General features: G+C 43.8%; 20 protein-coding genes. 11 read left to right on the top strand and 9 right to left on the bottom strand.

The window, feature by feature from the left end; translation table 11 throughout:
- Positions 1-4 precede the first annotated feature (4 nt).
- Complete coding sequence (locus NSQ66_RS13160; RefSeq protein ID WP_036686418.1) at positions 5-2,068, bottom strand: methyl-accepting chemotaxis protein; 2,064 nt, start codon at positions 2,066-2,068, stop codon at positions 5-7.
- A gap of 228 nt (positions 2,069-2,296) precedes the next feature.
- Between NSQ66_RS13160 and NSQ66_RS13165 the strand changes: the two genes are divergently transcribed.
- The 3 genes from NSQ66_RS13165 to NSQ66_RS13175 all read left to right on the top strand — a co-directional run bounded on the left by NSQ66_RS13165 (position 2,297) and on the right by NSQ66_RS13175 (position 4,405).
- Positions 2,297-3,295, top strand: coding sequence for an ABC transporter substrate-binding protein (locus NSQ66_RS13165; protein ID WP_339279705.1), 999 nt, complete (start codon positions 2,297-2,299; stop codon positions 3,293-3,295).
- 257 nt (positions 3,296-3,552) lie between these two features.
- Positions 3,553-3,738, top strand: a complete 186-nt coding sequence (locus NSQ66_RS13170; RefSeq protein WP_036686420.1) for a hypothetical protein — start codon at positions 3,553-3,555, stop codon at positions 3,736-3,738.
- 208 nt (positions 3,739-3,946) lie between these two features.
- The gene (locus tag NSQ66_RS13175; RefSeq protein ID WP_036686422.1) at positions 3,947-4,405 is read left to right on the top strand and encodes a hypothetical protein; all 459 of its coding nucleotides are present in this window, start codon (positions 3,947-3,949) and stop codon (positions 4,403-4,405) included.
- Positions 4,406-4,435: 30 nt separating this feature from the next.
- Here NSQ66_RS13175 and NSQ66_RS13180 read toward each other — a convergent pair whose 3' ends face one another.
- Positions 4,436-4,816, bottom strand: a complete 381-nt coding sequence (locus NSQ66_RS13180) for a hypothetical protein (RefSeq protein WP_036686425.1) — start codon at positions 4,814-4,816, stop codon at positions 4,436-4,438.
- An 84-nt stretch (positions 4,817-4,900) separates the two neighbouring features.
- On the opposite strand from NSQ66_RS13180, the gene NSQ66_RS13185 reads away from it, so the two are divergent.
- Positions 4,901-5,368 carry a hypothetical protein gene (locus NSQ66_RS13185; protein WP_036686427.1) on the top strand — a complete coding sequence of 156 codons (468 nt, stop codon included), beginning with the start codon at positions 4,901-4,903 and terminating at the stop codon, positions 5,366-5,368.
- Positions 5,369-5,743: 375 nt separating this feature from the next.
- Here the strand turns inward: NSQ66_RS13185 and NSQ66_RS13190 are convergent, their stop codons facing one another.
- Genes NSQ66_RS13190 through NSQ66_RS13200 form a run of 3 tightly spaced genes read right to left on the bottom strand, consistent with a single transcriptional unit; the run spans position 5,744 to position 7,215 of the window.
- Positions 5,744-6,499 (bottom strand): class I SAM-dependent methyltransferase, encoded by a 756-nt coding sequence (locus NSQ66_RS13190; protein ID WP_036686429.1) that lies wholly within the window; start codon positions 6,497-6,499, stop codon positions 5,744-5,746.
- Between the two features lie 13 nt (positions 6,500-6,512).
- Positions 6,513-6,860, bottom strand: coding sequence for a cupin domain-containing protein (locus NSQ66_RS13195; protein WP_036686430.1), 348 nt, complete (start codon positions 6,858-6,860; stop codon positions 6,513-6,515).
- A gap of 16 nt (positions 6,861-6,876) precedes the next feature.
- Positions 6,877-7,215, bottom strand: coding sequence for a cupin domain-containing protein (locus NSQ66_RS13200; RefSeq protein ID WP_036686432.1), 339 nt, complete (start codon positions 7,213-7,215; stop codon positions 6,877-6,879).
- Between the two features lie 172 nt (positions 7,216-7,387).
- Between NSQ66_RS13200 and NSQ66_RS13205 the strand changes: the two genes are divergently transcribed.
- Complete coding sequence (locus tag NSQ66_RS13205) at positions 7,388-8,080, top strand: Crp/Fnr family transcriptional regulator (RefSeq protein ID WP_036686434.1); 693 nt, start codon at positions 7,388-7,390, stop codon at positions 8,078-8,080.
- 270 nt (positions 8,081-8,350) lie between these two features.
- Here the strand turns inward: NSQ66_RS13205 and NSQ66_RS13210 are convergent, their stop codons facing one another.
- The 3 genes from NSQ66_RS13210 to NSQ66_RS13220 form a co-directional block, all read right to left on the bottom strand.
- Positions 8,351-8,794 carry a DoxX family protein gene (locus NSQ66_RS13210; RefSeq protein WP_235219534.1) on the bottom strand — a complete coding sequence of 148 codons (444 nt, stop codon included), beginning with the start codon at positions 8,792-8,794 and terminating at the stop codon, positions 8,351-8,353.
- Between the two features lie 48 nt (positions 8,795-8,842).
- A complete protein-coding gene (locus NSQ66_RS13215) occupies positions 8,843-9,679 on the bottom strand; it encodes a sulfurtransferase (protein WP_036686437.1) in 837 nt (278 codons plus the stop codon).
- A gap of 101 nt (positions 9,680-9,780) precedes the next feature.
- Positions 9,781-10,152: a hypothetical protein gene (locus NSQ66_RS13220; RefSeq protein WP_036686439.1), complete on the bottom strand. Its 372-nt coding sequence runs from the start codon at positions 10,150-10,152 to the stop codon at positions 9,781-9,783.
- Positions 10,153-10,347: 195 nt separating this feature from the next.
- Between NSQ66_RS13220 and NSQ66_RS13225 the strand changes: the two genes are divergently transcribed.
- Genes NSQ66_RS13225 through NSQ66_RS13245 form a run of 5 tightly spaced genes read left to right on the top strand, consistent with a single transcriptional unit; the run spans position 10,348 to position 13,857 of the window.
- A complete protein-coding gene (locus NSQ66_RS13225; RefSeq protein ID WP_235219535.1) occupies positions 10,348-11,304 on the top strand; it encodes an ABC transporter ATP-binding protein in 957 nt (318 codons plus the stop codon).
- Positions 11,297-12,043: a DUF2705 family protein gene (locus NSQ66_RS13230; RefSeq protein WP_036686441.1), complete on the top strand. Its 747-nt coding sequence runs from the start codon at positions 11,297-11,299 to the stop codon at positions 12,041-12,043. The genes NSQ66_RS13225 and NSQ66_RS13230 overlap by 8 nt, the downstream gene beginning before the upstream one ends.
- Positions 12,044-12,045: 2 nt before the next feature.
- On the top strand, positions 12,046-12,420 hold the full coding sequence (locus NSQ66_RS13235; RefSeq protein WP_036686443.1) for a GntR family transcriptional regulator: 375 nt from the start codon (positions 12,046-12,048) through the stop codon (positions 12,418-12,420).
- A 13-nt stretch (positions 12,421-12,433) separates the two neighbouring features.
- Positions 12,434-13,135: an ABC transporter ATP-binding protein gene (locus NSQ66_RS13240; RefSeq protein ID WP_170914223.1), complete on the top strand. Its 702-nt coding sequence runs from the start codon at positions 12,434-12,436 to the stop codon at positions 13,133-13,135.
- Complete coding sequence (locus NSQ66_RS13245; protein WP_036686447.1) at positions 13,129-13,857, top strand: hypothetical protein; 729 nt, start codon at positions 13,129-13,131, stop codon at positions 13,855-13,857. The genes NSQ66_RS13240 and NSQ66_RS13245 overlap by 7 nt, the downstream gene beginning before the upstream one ends.
- 111 nt (positions 13,858-13,968) lie before the next feature.
- On the opposite strand, the gene NSQ66_RS13250 is transcribed toward NSQ66_RS13245, so the two are convergent.
- The gene (locus tag NSQ66_RS13250; RefSeq protein ID WP_036686449.1) at positions 13,969-14,349 is read right to left on the bottom strand and encodes a PilZ domain-containing protein; all 381 of its coding nucleotides are present in this window, start codon (positions 14,347-14,349) and stop codon (positions 13,969-13,971) included.
- Between the two features lie 123 nt (positions 14,350-14,472).
- Between NSQ66_RS13250 and NSQ66_RS13255 the strand changes: the two genes are divergently transcribed.
- Complete coding sequence (locus NSQ66_RS13255) at positions 14,473-15,081, top strand: pentapeptide repeat-containing protein (RefSeq protein ID WP_036686451.1); 609 nt, start codon at positions 14,473-14,475, stop codon at positions 15,079-15,081.
- Positions 15,082-15,190 lie beyond the last annotated feature (109 nt).

Consider the following 15,190-nt stretch of genomic DNA (forward strand, 5'->3'; position numbering starts at 1 on the left):
AGGGCTATTCGACCTGGAACTGGTTTAATTCGTCCTGAAGCTTTTTGGACAACTGGTTGAGCTGCTGGGATAGCTCGGCAACCTGTTCAATGCTGTCCAATTGTTCCTGCGTGCTTGCGCTAACTTCTTCCGTCGAAGCGGAATTCTCTTCTGTAGTTGAAGAAATGATTTCGAGTGCCTGTAGGATTTCATCTTTGTGCTTATGGACTTTGGAGGTGTTGCTGCTGATTTGAATCATACGTAATCTCAAAGCCTCCAAATCGCTGTTGATGCTAAAGAATACCTGTTTCGTAGCCTCCACGGATTTTGCATTTTCTTCGGCAATTTCAAGTCCTTGGGCTGTGTATTCCACGGATGCTCTAGTTTTTTCCTCGATTTCATGAACCTTTCTGCCAATCTCCTGTGTGGCCTGTGCGGTCTGCTCCGCCAACTTGCGAACCTCTCCGGCAACAACGGCAAATCCGCGCCCCTGTTCTCCCGCACGTGCTGCTTCAATGGAAGCATTTAGCGCCAGCAGATTGGTTTGCGTAGCGATTTGATGTACCGTGTCCACGATACTTGAAATTTCATGACGGCTTTGATCAATATCATGAATGGCAGACGATATCGAATGAGTGGAGTTGTGATTTTCTTCTGCCCATTTCGATAACTGATTCAATACACCTAACCCCAGTTCGCTCTGGTCGGCAGAAGCCTGCACCATCGTCTCTATGGCTATGGCATCATTTGCGATTTCGTCAATTTGACCAGATAATGATCCGGTTTTTTGCAAAATCGTATCCGTTTCAATCGACTGGTAGTTGGTCGCATTCGCAATCTCATTAATGGCCGTTGCTGTATCGTTCATCGTTATAGCTGTACGGGAAGAAATGGATTGTAGATCTTTTGAGGACTGGTTTAATACCTGAGCGGAGGTACCCACTATTTGAAGCATCCCTTGAATTTTCTGGACCATGTTGAATATTCCGTTGGAGATCTGTCCAATTTCGTTGTTGGAATAGGCATCAAATTGAACAGTCAAATCCCCATTTTCCACCCGTTTGATTTTGGTGAGCAGCTTCGGTATGGATCTGAGCAGATAACGGAGTGTGATATACGAAAATAGAACGAGCAGAATCGCCGCTGCCACAAACCCGCCAATCGTTATCCAGGTGAACTTTTTTAATTCGGAGAGCACTTCACGCTCTGAAATAGTTAAACCTACGGACCAGCCGGTATCTTTACTTGTAGCATAGCCGATGTAACGGCGTTCTCCGTTGTCATTAATCAGATGTACGCCGGATTCACCAGCGATCATTTTCTTGCCGATCCCCCCAAGATCACCTGGCAGCTCATTAATCTTTTCCTTTGTGACCTTAGACTGGTCTGGGTGATACAGAATATCACCTGTTTTGGAGGCGAGAATGGAATAACCAGTGCTGCCTAGCTTATAGCTTTCCATTATCTCAGGGATATTTTTAGACGCTATATCAACCGCGACAAAACCGATTAATGTATTGTTGTCATTTTTTATCGGATAAAAAATACCCATCAGCATATCGCCTGTAGTGATGTCAATATAAGGATCGGAGTAGTATAGGCCGTCTGCTTCGATTGCTGGCTTATAATACGGCCGTTCTTTAATGTTAAAAGCAGCATCTGATGTCGTACCATTGTTCAGGATATAAAAACCTTTGCCGGCAGTACTAGCAATCCATGCATCTGCAAAAGTGGGTTCCACCTTTACAATGGCAGCTAGAGTCTTTGCTACTTCAGCGGCATGCGGAGAAGTTTTGGCCATTTCTGGAGATTTGGTGGTTTCGATATATTGTTTGAATAAGTTATTCGTTGACATTTGCTTGACCAGTGAACCCTTTTCCTTAAATAGTGCATCAAATTGACTGACAAGTGCCTGTGTTTTGGTCTGAAGCATAGATTCTTGTTGTTTCACAAGTATGCTGCGAGTGCTGGAAAACATAAAGGTTCCCAAGATTGAGAAGACGACAACAATAATAACTAAAAGTACAATGGACAAAGTATTTGCTATGCTTGATGAACCGAACCGCCTTTTTTTTAGTTGTTTTAACATGCTACCATCTCCCCCAAGTTGTCTCTGAGCAAATAGCTCATAAGAACATATCGGAAGATAGTGAGATTTTCGAAATAGTAATTTTGAGAATAAAAAAATTAAATTAAAATGGATAACGCACAGGATAAACCCTTGACTGGTGCGGGATTTCAAGATGGTGGGGGGCGAGGGAGATCTTAACAATTAGTCTGTTCACTTGGGGATTTACTGATGGTTAGAAATACAAAAATGTCAATGGGAGCAGCGATGCTGTTATGTCTGGTTTTAATGCTTAGTGCTTGCTCTTCAGGGAACAGTCCTGTTAATTCTGCGAATGCTGGCCCTAGTCCGGTATCCTCTGTGCAAACAGAGACAAGTCCACCGGACTCAGCCACCAATTCAAAATCTACAAGAGTATATAAAGACAGTCAGGGGCATGAGGTTGATATTCCAGAGCGTCCACAGCGGATTGTGCTGCAGGGTAATTCGATCGGAGACCTGCTGGCACTCGGGATTCAGCCGGTCGGTGTCGACCGCCGGTTTATTGAAGAATCAGTCTATTTGGACAAGGAGATAACCCCGGCACAGGATATCGGATTTCCTACAAATCTGGAACTTGTTTTGGATCTGGAACCGGATTTAACAATGCTAGGTTATGTGATGGACAAACAATATGAAGAAGTGTCCAAAATATCACCTACTGTTGTATTTGACCAGAGTAAACCCTTGTCTGAGCGTCTGCCTGTCATTGGTGAGATAGTGGGTAAAAAGGCTGAAGCAGAGCAACTGTTGTCCGAATATAATCGCAAGGCCGAGAATATGTGGAGCGGATTGCGTCAGGAAGGCAAACTTGCCGAAGGAGAAACAGCGGTAGTGCTGATTTATTATTGGAACAAGACAATGTATTTGATGAAAACTGGTGGCATTCCTGCACTGCTGTATCAGCCGCAGGGCTACAAAATGTCAGAAGCAGTGAAGGAAATTGAGCCGGCAGAAGGCGCGCCTTATATTGAGGTCTCCCCTGAGCTAATGCATAAGATGCTTATTGGTGACCATTTGTTTGTCATTTATCCGGCCAATGCTGATGCGGAAAATTCCTTTAATGAGTTAATGAAAACTGCGTTGTGGAGCTCGCTCCCTGCTGTTAAGAGCGGAAAAGTTACTTTTGTGGAGACCAAATGGAATTACGACGATATGCTGACCAGCAGCATGCTGCTGGATGAGTTCCCTAAACTGCTGACTAAATAAATGAGATCTCAGGTTAACCCTTGACGTGAAGTTTAATGACCGTTTTGAATGAGAGAAGTAAGATTCAACAAAGAAGCAGTGAAGTAACTCGCTGCTTCTTTGTTTTGCTTATAAAGTAGAGGGTGTTGAATATAGGAAAGTAATCGGCTCATTGATTTTTGTTGATTAGCTAGACGCTAAGAGTAGCATCGATTAATCTGAAGAAGTAGAATGCGGGTTATGCTTGAATCGTGCACACAGATAAACGGAGGCTGACTATGACTTACTCACAGATTTGGAACAACTCAGGAAATGAAGCCGATATTCTCTATTTGGAACAGCAGATTGAAACCGTTAAAAAAGAAATAAAACGAGCAGAAGCTGCAGAGCTTCAGGAAATATTGGAACAATCAAATCGTAAGCTGGCTGAACTGGAAGCGAAGCTGGACGAGCTAGAGGATTAGGGGCAAGCCGTCCATCGTACCGCCCATAGAGTGGCTTTTCTGCGCTAGTTTAGGAACAAAACAGCTTGGGGGCTGACTTGACTTAAGTATTTCCTTCTGACCCCTGGCTCGTGTGCTATGTAGAAGTTAAAATAAGCAGATTTGCACCGATGTCTTTATAGTTTTATAATTGTAGCTTACAGAATCGTATTACTGGGAGGAATGGGAAATGGATAAAAATAGAAAATACATGCTTGTCGGTGCGCTTCTGACAGGGGGAGGTGTCTCTTTGATGGCCTATACAGCAAGCCGCTATACTTCGTTTAAACGAATCGTAGCTAATACCATCCGATTGGAAGAAATCGCCTCTCTAGAAATCTCGCGATTGTCTTCAGTTCCCGGTGAAAAGAAAGACATCATTATTACTGATCCTGCTGTTATTGAGCGGATCTTTACTGATTTCTCTCATGTTCAATTAATGAAATCGGCCCGAAATGTCAGTTCTGACAAAAATTTCAGCTATTATATTACGATAGTTCAGGCTGATCGCAAGCAACGATTTGATATTATTCTAAAAAGCAGACAGCATATGATCATCTATGACAATGATTTAAGCAATCCTCACTTGAATGCATATAAAATTATCAGTCCTTATAATCCGCAAGCACTGGAACAGGTTTTTGACTGATCCGCAACCGTTAACTTCATACGCCTGAATTTATATAGAAGTGCGCAATGAAGTAATATCGTAGCCCATTTCCTGCATAGCATCCAATCCATATATGATCTCTATTGTCCGGGTGCCGTCCCAGCCTTTAGCCGTTCCATATTCGATCCATTCGCGGATACGCTGTGGATGGTTTAGATTATAGACAACATCAAACCCTTTTTTATGGTTTTGCAGCAGATAGCCTGTATTCAGCGGACATCCGGCAATCGGATCATCCCATGTTAGGATTTGGATGCGTAGCGGATGGAGCTTTACATTTTTATGATAAACCTTTAATTCAAGCAGACTCCGTTTGTCATGGATTCGCATGCCCAGTATGTAGCTGTATTCCAGTCCCCTGAGCGTGATAGAACGCAGCTTTTTTTTCATAATAATCGCCTCTCATCCCAATAATTTTGTTATCATAGCAAGCATAGGGATATTTTTCAAGCAATCAACAGGGAGGATGTTCATATGAAGTATGAATTTGGGATCATGGCATCCATTACAGAATTGGTGGAGTACCCGGATGAGCAGAATGATGCCTACATTGCGCACCCGAATTTTCAGATGATCATGGATCAATTGGGCATTACAGTACCCGTTGCGGAGATTTATGAACATTTTTTTGCCAACCCTGTTCACAACGGACATGTGCTTGTTTACAGTAATCCAGTGCAGCCAAACGCTTGTATTGTCCTCGACACTTACCGTGATCCGCTGGACCAGCTAGATATGATTTATTTCGGATGGCGCTGTTCGTCCGAGATAGACTTGATCCGCGAGCTGTCCCGGCGTTTTTATGATGAATGTGAATTTGCGGTCCGTTATGAAGAAGGTCAATCCGTACTTTACAAGTTGTTGAAGGAGGATGCCTATCCGCGAAAATTTTACTACAATACCGTGTTTGAGCAGCAGTTGAAGCGATACCCGGCAAAATAGGCGATAGAAATACATAACCGAATAACTTAGCAAAAAAGCGCGAGTTCAGGGCAGTGCTACCCGGGCTCGCGTTTTCTATATACTTGATTTTGAAATGTTCTGCTTCATTCAGGCAATTACTGCGCCGTCAGCAGCTGCTCCAGAATTTCGGAGGGAGCAGCGGATTTGGGCGAACTTTCATTTTTTTGTTGCGAACAGGCACTTAACACAGCAAACTGAGACACAAGGCATAAACAGATTTAGCTTTCATCGTGAGTTCCTTTCAAGCGGTTATTTTGACTTCTAGACGGTAATTTCGATGAATTGTATTGATAATCATTCTCAACGTCAGCGGAAATAAAAACCTATCATAAGACATGATAGGCCTGCGCACAACTATTGTTTGCTGCTGCAAACGGCAATATAATTCAGATCTTTACCCGTCGTATTAAAAAAGGTATACATCTTTTTGAACTGTTCCCGGTTCTCTTTCTTGAGCCCGTTTTTCACAATACGCAGCGCCCCGATAACCCCTTCATCACGAATGAGTCCATTGATACTCATCAAGGACATGGGACCGGTAGCATTGTCTACTTGCTTAAAGCCTGCGGAGTGGAACAATCCCGCCCAATGCCCAACAGACAGTGGTTCGACATTGATGTGAATGGTGCGGCGCAGCTCGGCCAGACGTTCTTCCATATTTTCCTTGGCAAAGGTAATATCATGGGTAAGCAGAATGCCGCCAGGTTTCAGTACCCGATAGTATTCGGCGACTGCCTTTTCCTTCGCAGGCTGGTTAAGCATCGTGAGCATGGCTTCATTAATGACAACGTCAAAGCTCTCATTCTCAAAAGGTAGCTTCAGTGCATTTCCTTGCCGGACACGGATATAGTTTTCCAAGTTGGCATTTTTGATATTTCGGTTTGCTTTTTCCAGCGCCCGCGGGTCCATATCAATGCCGGTAATTTGACAGTGGTATTTCCCGGCCAGTTGAATGGAGGTGGTGCACATATTGCAGGCTACCTCCAATACCTGGTTGTCCGTACTCAGATTGGCTTGCTGGATCAGCCAGTTGGTTGCTGCAACGCCGCCGGGCCGCAAACGTTTTTTTCCCAGCCGCGCTAAAAAATTATGGCCTACTTCCTTTTTCATCGCATTCACCCCATTACTTATCCGGCTTGACTACAACCAGAAGCATCTGAAACGCCTCTGTTGCGTGTAGGGCATGCGGAATATTGGCCGGCATAACGAGGGTCTCCCCGGCATGAACAGTGTACTTGTCTTCTCCAATTGTAATTTCCGCTTGCCCGGACAAAATGTTGACCATGGCATCACCCGGGGAAGAATGTCCCCCAATCGACGAGCCTTTGTCCAGCGAAAGAAGTGTCATTGCCAGATTTGGCCGCTGTACAAGGGTCAGACTGGAAACCTGCTGTTCCTCTATTGTGATGATGTCCTTCAAATCAATGACTGCGGATTGCGGCAGTTTTTTAATGAATAAACCTGTTTCCATTTTGAATACCTCCGTTTTATATACTAATTTGCAGAAATTTGCAGCTGCTGCGGGCGGAATAATCATGCCAAGTGCCCGCTGGGACGATAACGGATGCGCCGGCTGTCAATTGATAGGGCTCTTCCGCCACCAGCAGATGAAGCTCGCCTTCCAGCACATGGATGATTTTAGATTTGGGGGAGGTCTCTGAACTGATGGTCTCCTCCTGATCCATGGCATACAATACCCATTCCGGTTGTGCCGCTGTTTCGGCTGCAGATACGGGCAATGCCAGCACTCGGCTCGCAATCCGGTGTGGCTTAACGCTGATCATATCTGTTAAAAAAAATACCTTGCCTGCTGTAATTCCACTCATACGATCCCCCCTGTTCAAAGTACAGCATTTTGTTTATTTCCAAATTGCTTGATTGAATGATTCCTGCAATTTGATATAATGAGAATGACCAATGAGAATTATTCTCATTTATTTTATTGTAGCAGAGTATTTATCATGACTCTGTTGCCATGGCAACAGGAGGCTGAGAAAATTGCAGAAATATCTGAGCAGGATACAGAGCACTATTTTGTTTAAGGGGTTCGCGGAGCGGGAGGTGCAGCAAGCGCTGAGCTGTTTGCAGGGCACAATCAAGGATTTTGCGCGGAAGGAGGTTATTTTTAGAAAAGACGATATTCTGGATTCGGCGGGCATTATTATCCATGGCAATGTTCTGCTGTGCAAAGATAATATCTCAGGCATGAGATTTATTTTCTCGGAGCTCGGGGATGGGGAAATCTTTGGCGAAACGGCGCTTCGCCTTGTCCAAGAACACAGCGGCTATGAAGCGGTGGCGGGTTCGGAATGCCGGATTCTGTTTGTCAAAATAAATAAAATTGTCCGGCCCGGCCAGGACACTTGCCATTTAAGGGGCCGGATCATTGAGAATATGCTGGCCCTGCTGCTTGAGAACAACCGGTCCATCTATCAAAAGCTGGATCTGGTCTCCCACAAATCGCTGCGGGACCGTATTCTGCATTATTTAGCCCTCCAGACCAAAAAAAACAATTCCGCCTGTTTTGAAATTCCGTTTACCCGCAGCGACCTGGCTGATTATTTGACTGTTGACCGCAGCGCCTTGTCCAGAGAGCTGCAGCGGATGGCGCAGGACGGGCTGATCCGGTTTAATCGAAATCAATTTGAGCTGTTGGACGCGGAGAATCAGCTGCGGATCAGCGATTTTTAGAATAATTCCTCCAAACCTTGAAAAGAGTACGCAGCTAGAAAATGCACTAGAAAAGTATTTGACCGATCTAAACAGCATAAAAGAGGTAGTTGAAGTTAGTTAACTGTTGACTTGAGTTTTGATTTGTTGATTTTAGCTATCTATCGGAGTTACTCATAAATACAAGAGCCCGCGTCGGACGCGGGCTTTTGTATGTTACTCTCCTCCAGTAGCCACCGGGTTCTCCTCATATGAAATCCAATTACTCCGACTACCCGCATACAACTTCCTTTATAGTCTTCCAATTGCCACGATCAACGCCAGAACTACAAAAAAGATATTTACGCCGAGCTCCCGGTACTCTTTTCGCCCAATATGAAACAGCATCCCGAGCAGTGCAACCGCAGCCAAAGCGATCGCGGCGATCAGCGTTAGCAACGGAGCTATGTTCAGTGCCCACGGCAAAACAAGGCCCAGCGCTCCGAGTAGCTCCGCGATTCCGATCAGAACAACTAGTCTTTTCGGCACATCATTTACCCAGGCCCATGTCTTTTTTGACGACTCAATACGAACGGTTTTCATCCATCCCGAATATACGAAGCCTGCCGCCAATACGATATGTACGATGCTGTACGGTGAAGAAGACGAAGCAGAGGCAAACGTATCCGACCTTCGGAAAATCGATTTCTTGCCGTAAACGTTTCGGTATATAGCGCAAGCTAAAAAAGCCCGCAAAGATTGCGGGCTTTTCCTTTTCTTAAATATACAAATAAAAACGAACGCTTAACCCTCTCCCGTAGCCACCGGATTCTCCTCATATGAAATCCAATCACTCCAGCTTCCCGCATACAGCTTAACATTCTTGTACCCGGCTTTGCCTAGCGCGAGCACATTAGGGCAAGCACTTACACCTGAACCGCAGTACACAATAACCTCTTGCTCAGGATCAATTCCTTCATAATGCTCTTTCAGCACCTCAGTTGATTTCCAGCGCCCTTGCTCATCGAGAACATCCTTCCAGAACTTATTGATCGCCCCAGGAATATGACCTGCCTTCGGATCAATCGGTTCTTCCAAACCTTCATAGCGACGGGACTCGCGGGAATCAATCAATAGTGCGCCACCGGCGTTAACTACATTTTGCACATCTTCCATGCTAGCAAGCATCTTCTTCTGAACATCTGCTTCATACTGGCTAGGAATCCGAACCGCTTGATGATCACTGACGGGGAAGGATGCTTTTTTCCAAGCAGAGTAGCCTTCATCCATTACAAACACACGTTCATGCCCCAAATATTTAAGCATCCACCACAGACGGGAAGCGTAGGCACCACCTTGATCATCATAAGCAACAACAATACTATCTCTGTTAATACCAACCTTACTAAGTGCGGCAGTTAGCTTTGAAATTTCTGGCAGTGGGTGGCGTCCCCCGTGTGAGCTTACAGGAGCGGAGAGTTGTTCTTCCAGATGTAGATAAACTGCGCCGGGAATATGATCTTCTGTATAGGCTTTACGTCCAGCTTCCGGGTCAGTAAGTAAAAAACGGCAATCAACTATAACAAGTTCAGGCTCGTATAACCGAGCAAGCAGCCATCGAGTAGAAACGATCGGTTCCATAAAGTAGCCTTCTTTCCTGTTTAATATGTATGGAGACATTATAGCGGAAAATAAAAGAGGGCGCACCTTAAGCTTATGGCTTAAACTGCGTCCTCTAAAAATTAGATCAAACGATATCCCGAAGGCAAGTTACCGCTGCTGCGGATATTACGGATTTGTTCGAGGGTTAAGCGTTGGTTAGTAGAAATAATGGACTCCACGTCATTACCTGAAATGAAATCATCCAGATCCCTAATGTTGCGGTTCCCGCGAAGTACACGGAAGTTCCCTCTAAACCGTGTTCTAGTGAAAAGTACCAGTGTAGCATTGCTGCTAGTAGAGAAGAACCGAAGGCTCTCAATACCATCGAGGATGTTGTCCGTATTACGAATACCCAGGTTGCCAGTATATATTCTACGGCGTCCATTGAAGTTTTCTTCATCGTACACGGTCAAGCGAGGGTAAGTCTGCGATACATGAACTTCTTTTTTCATTTGTAATTCCTCCTTTGTTATCTAATCTATGTTCATATAAATTTTTTGCTTGGCTAATAGTCTAATAGAAAGCCCTTATTTGCATTAACTTATCATTTTGGGCTTTACTTCAATAACATATTAGTGTACTATTCAACTATAACACTGACACAATAAAACGAATGAACAATACATTAGTTGGCAGGGAGGATCCGCATGAAACAGGGGAGTGGTGTAGAGATGAAAGATTCAGTCGTTCTGCAAATGAATGAGGTAAGTAAGATTATCAAAGGAAGACCGATTGTGGATAAGCTGACATTTGATATCCGTAAGGGTGAAATTGTTGGGTTGTTAGGTCCAAACGGTGCAGGTAAGACCACAACGATTCGAATGATGACGGGTTTAATACGGATGAGTGAAGGCGATGTGATTATCCAAGGTCACAGTGTAAGGAATGATTTTAAGCAGGCGATTGGCCATATCGGTGCGATAATTGAGAATCCAGAGTTTTATCCGTATATGACTGGACTTGATAATCTGAAGCAGTACCAAAGAATGACGGATAATATTGAGGCTGGCAGAATAGATGAGGTTGTAGAACTGGTAGGACTTCAAGAAGCGATGAATAAAAAAGTAAAGGCTTATTCGCTGGGCATGCGCCAACGTCTAGGGATTGCTCAGGCGCTACTCAATCGGCCCAAGTTATTGATTTTAGATGAGCCTACGAACGGACTTGATCCGGCTGGAATACGGGAAATGCGTGATTATATGCGTACCATCGCCGAAGTGGAAGGCATCTCTATTCTAATTTCCAGCCACTTGCTCACTGAAATTGAACAAATATGCCATCGGGCTATCGTAATCCAGAATGGTAAGCTGGTAACCGTAACTGCGATTGGTGAAGAGCAGGAAGCAACCGCACAAGTAAAGCTAACCATCCGTGTAGGATCGGTTGAAGCGGCGATAAACCTCTTGGAGCGTTTAGATTATGCGGAATTGGCCTCCATGGACAGCGCTCGTTCTGAAGTGATAGTAAGTCTGCTTGATAGCAGAGTACCGGAGCTTGTATCTGCTTTTAGTGATGAAGGTGTGGGAATTTTCCGGATTACGGAGAATAAACAGAGTCTTGAGGAAGATTTCTTGAAATGGACAGGAGGAAACCGCATTGCGTAACTTCAATAATCTTATTGTTAATGAATGGCTCAAGATCTCAAAGAAACGCACATTTATTGTGCCATATGTGATATTAATTCTATTATCCCTGCTATTAGGTTATATTGTTCATTCTGTTTCACCTGACATGTTTGAATCAGCTTATGATTTTTCAGCAATGATGCTGCTTTCCCAAGGGATTGGCCAAGTGATTACAATTCTTGCGATCATCGGAACAGCAGGTATTGTCTCAAAAGAGTATAGTCAAGGAACCATCAAGTTCTTGCTTATCCGCGCCAGAAGCCGTACAGCAATCCTCGCATCCAAATATGTGGTTGTACTGTTGTATGCTTTGACTTTGACCGTCATCGGAGGTATAGCCGTTTTTGGAACAGGGGCTTTGTGGTTTGGACTAAGTGGTGGAGAAGCGGGTATGAGTGAGATGCTTACAAACCTATTGTATAATCTCGTTAGTACGGTTGTGTATGGAACACTTGCTTTTATGCTGGGGGTATTAACCACTTCAACTGGGGTAACCATTGGGGCTACTATGTTTGCGCTAATGATAGACAAATTGATTATTTCCCGTGATTTTTACAAATATGTTCTGTTTCCTAACTTAAATTTATCTGCTTATGAAGGTGGAGGAGCACCTATGCCTGGAATGACGCTGACCTTTTCCATCGTGATGCTTGTCTTATACACAGTTGTCTTTCTTCTCATAGGTTTCTCCGTCTTTAGACGAAGGGATGTTGCTTAATCATGACAATCGAATTCGATAACAACCTGCCGATTTATATACAGATCATGAATTACATCAAAGGTGAAATCGTCACAGGTAAGCTGAAACCAGGAGATAAAATCCTCTCGGTACGAGAACTTGCCAGTGAGCTGCAGATTAATCCGAATACGGTGCAAAGAACTTTTCAGGAACTGGAGCGTGAAGAAATCGTGGAAACCCGGCGTGGAATGGGAAGATACGTCACAAGTAATGAAGGTACTATCCTGACTATCAAAAAAGAAATGGCAAAAGATGTGCTGGATCGTTTCATTCGTGGTATGCAGGATCTTGGCTTTCAAGGCGAAGATATTTTAGCGGCGGTGGCGGAGAATATCCGCAATAAGGATGGAGAATAGGGGGATACGCAAGTTGGAAAATATACTTGAGGTTCATGAAGTTACAAAAAAATATAGTTCCAAGCATGCCCTCCGCGAGGTATCCTTTAATCTGAGTGCGGGTAAGATCACGGGACTGTTAGGCAGTAACGGCAGCGGCAAAAGTACACTTATGAAAATCATCGCCGGGCTGTCACAGCCTACGACCGGTCGTGTATCGGTCATTGGGGGTTCTGTAGGAACAGAAAGTAAAGCGGTGGTATCGTTTATGCCTGATAAGCCGCTTACAGAATCTTGGATGAGTGTTTCTGATGCTCTAAAGTTCCAAACTGACTTCTATCCTGATTTTGATCTGACTAAAGCCTCGCGAATGTTGGAGTTTATGAAGCTAAGTCCGCAAGATAAGGTAAAGGATCTGTCCAAAGGGATGAATGAACGTTTACAGCTTACACTTGCTCTATCACGCCGAGCTAGCCTTTATTTGTTGGATGAACCCATTGGTGGTGTAGATCCGGTAGCTAGAACAAAAATTCTTAATGCATTGGTAGAGTTTTATGAAGAGGATAGTACCATTCTCTTATCAACCCATTTAGTATCGGATATTGAGCGGATCTTTGATGATGTGATTTTTATAAAAGAGGGAGAAATTGTGATGCATACGGCGGTAGAGGATATCCGGCTTCGCCAAGGCAAAAGCATAGATGAACTGTTCAGAGAGGTGTACGCAGAATGCTAAAGCTAGTGAAGTACGATTTTAGACGAGATAGGGATAAGTTCCTTGCTGTTTTTGTAATCATAATTCTGGCGCAGATCGGGTTGGGGTTCACTAAATTACATGACTATGAAAGGTTTATTTTGAACGGATTAACTTATGTCATCGCAGGGCTGATCTTTCTTGTCATGGCAGCACGAACCTTTTTTAACAATATAAATTCCTATAATCGTCGCCTATTGCCCGTAAGAACCCTGAACACAGTCCTTTCTCCGTTAGTACTTTTTTTAGCTCTGCTGCTGGGTATTATTTTAATAGCTTTGATGCATTTAGGCGTGTATCTCTCGATGTATTCCACATTAGTTCTTCCAGAGAATTTCTGGACAGTGGGATTGTTAGTTCTTTTGCAGGCATATTGGTTTGCCGGTTATATCATGCTTACCTTGATGGTCTCCATTACGGTTGCGCGAAGTATGAAATTTAAGGGGCGAGTATGGATTGGGCTGGCCACTGCGTATTTGTTACAGAATGGAATATCCTATTTGGAATATTTGATTTTCAATAGTAACTTCACTGCTTGGGAAAGTGTATTCCAGTTCGAGGTCATAGCTGAGACCGATACCCGAAGTGGGATACAGCTTACACAGGGTCATTTGAATCTAGCTCCTCTTCTATTTGAAGCGGTGATAGCAGTTCTCCTTATAGCAGTCATCATCAAGCTCGTTAAAAAAAGAGTGGACGCCTAACCACATGGCGGAATAGTTTTTAGAACGGAGGCAGAGCGATTTAGCTTTGTCTTCGTTTTTGTGCAAAAAAAAGACGTCCTTCTAAGTGAAGGGCATCTGTTATGGTAAGTTCTACAGACCTTCAACCCGAAGGGTGGCGGTCCATGTCTCAAGCTCTCTTATTAGGCGGTCTTCCTCATTTTCGTCCAAGCGGAATTTAACTCCATATTGATATTGGCCAAGTCCAAACATCCAACCCCAACGGGCGCTGCATAAGAGCTGAAGCTTCTCCTCATTTAATCGAAGATGAATAATAAGCCTGGTATCTCTTGCCGTGAATCGAAGATTCAAAGGGGTGCGTACTTTACAACCCGAACGGCTAAGATCGAGTAATACAGCCTCTGTTAACTTTCCAGCACCTGGACCGGAATTGTTAAGCGGAACTTCAATCCAGCATTCAAGCGGATGGTTCATAACATAACGGAATGGTTCTTTCCTGCTGGACACATCCATAATTTACCTCCCCATTGTTTATTTGCTATTATATCGAAAGGGAATGTTGAGAACAATCTACTAAAGTGCTATTTTTAATTAAGAATTAATTTTTTTAATACTGATGAAGGTGATGAGACTTATATGTACCAATACCTTAATGAAACGTTCCGTAATCACAATTTTGACCAAGGAAGCTTGCAGGATGGTGAGTTAAACAACTGCACATTCGAGCAATGCTCCTTCAAAGGCACTTCTATGGAAGAGATGAACTCTATTGGCTGTCGATTTATTGATTGTGATTTTACAGGAGCCATGCTTAATGCGTCTCACCATAAAGGTTCAGCTTTTACCAATTGTAAATTTACGGGAGCGAACCTGTTTGTATCTAAATTTGAAGATTGCAAGATGGTAGGATCGGATTTCTCAAACGCTTATTTGGACGGAATCTCGCTGCTTGGAGGGGACTGGTCGTACACGAACCTTAGACATACCAATCTAAGCAGACAGGATCTGCGGGGGATTCGATTTACAGAAGCGGATTTAATGGGCTGTAATTTGCAAAAAAGTGACTTGCGTGGAGCGGATTTGAGCCGTGTACAATTGTCTCAATGCAAGCTTAAGGGAGCGGATATGCGGGAAGCGATTGTTGAAGGCATTGATTTAAAGAGTCTGGATCTACAGGGAGTGCGGATGGATATGGAACAGGCGGTACTCTTGGCACGTTCATTTGGGGCAAAAGTAGGGAATTAGTAAATAGGGGCATCAGTTGCTAGTACTTTAGCGATGGGTGCTCTTTTTAATTGAATTTGAAGGATTTCATCAGGAAAGATGCCTAAAGACCTCCGCTAGCAAACCAATG

Origin of the sequence: Paenibacillus sp. FSL H3-0329 (assembly GCF_037963285.1) — a bacterium.
In the GTDB taxonomy this organism is placed as follows: Bacteria; Bacillota; Bacilli; order Paenibacillales; family Paenibacillaceae; genus Paenibacillus_AQ; species Paenibacillus_AQ odorifer.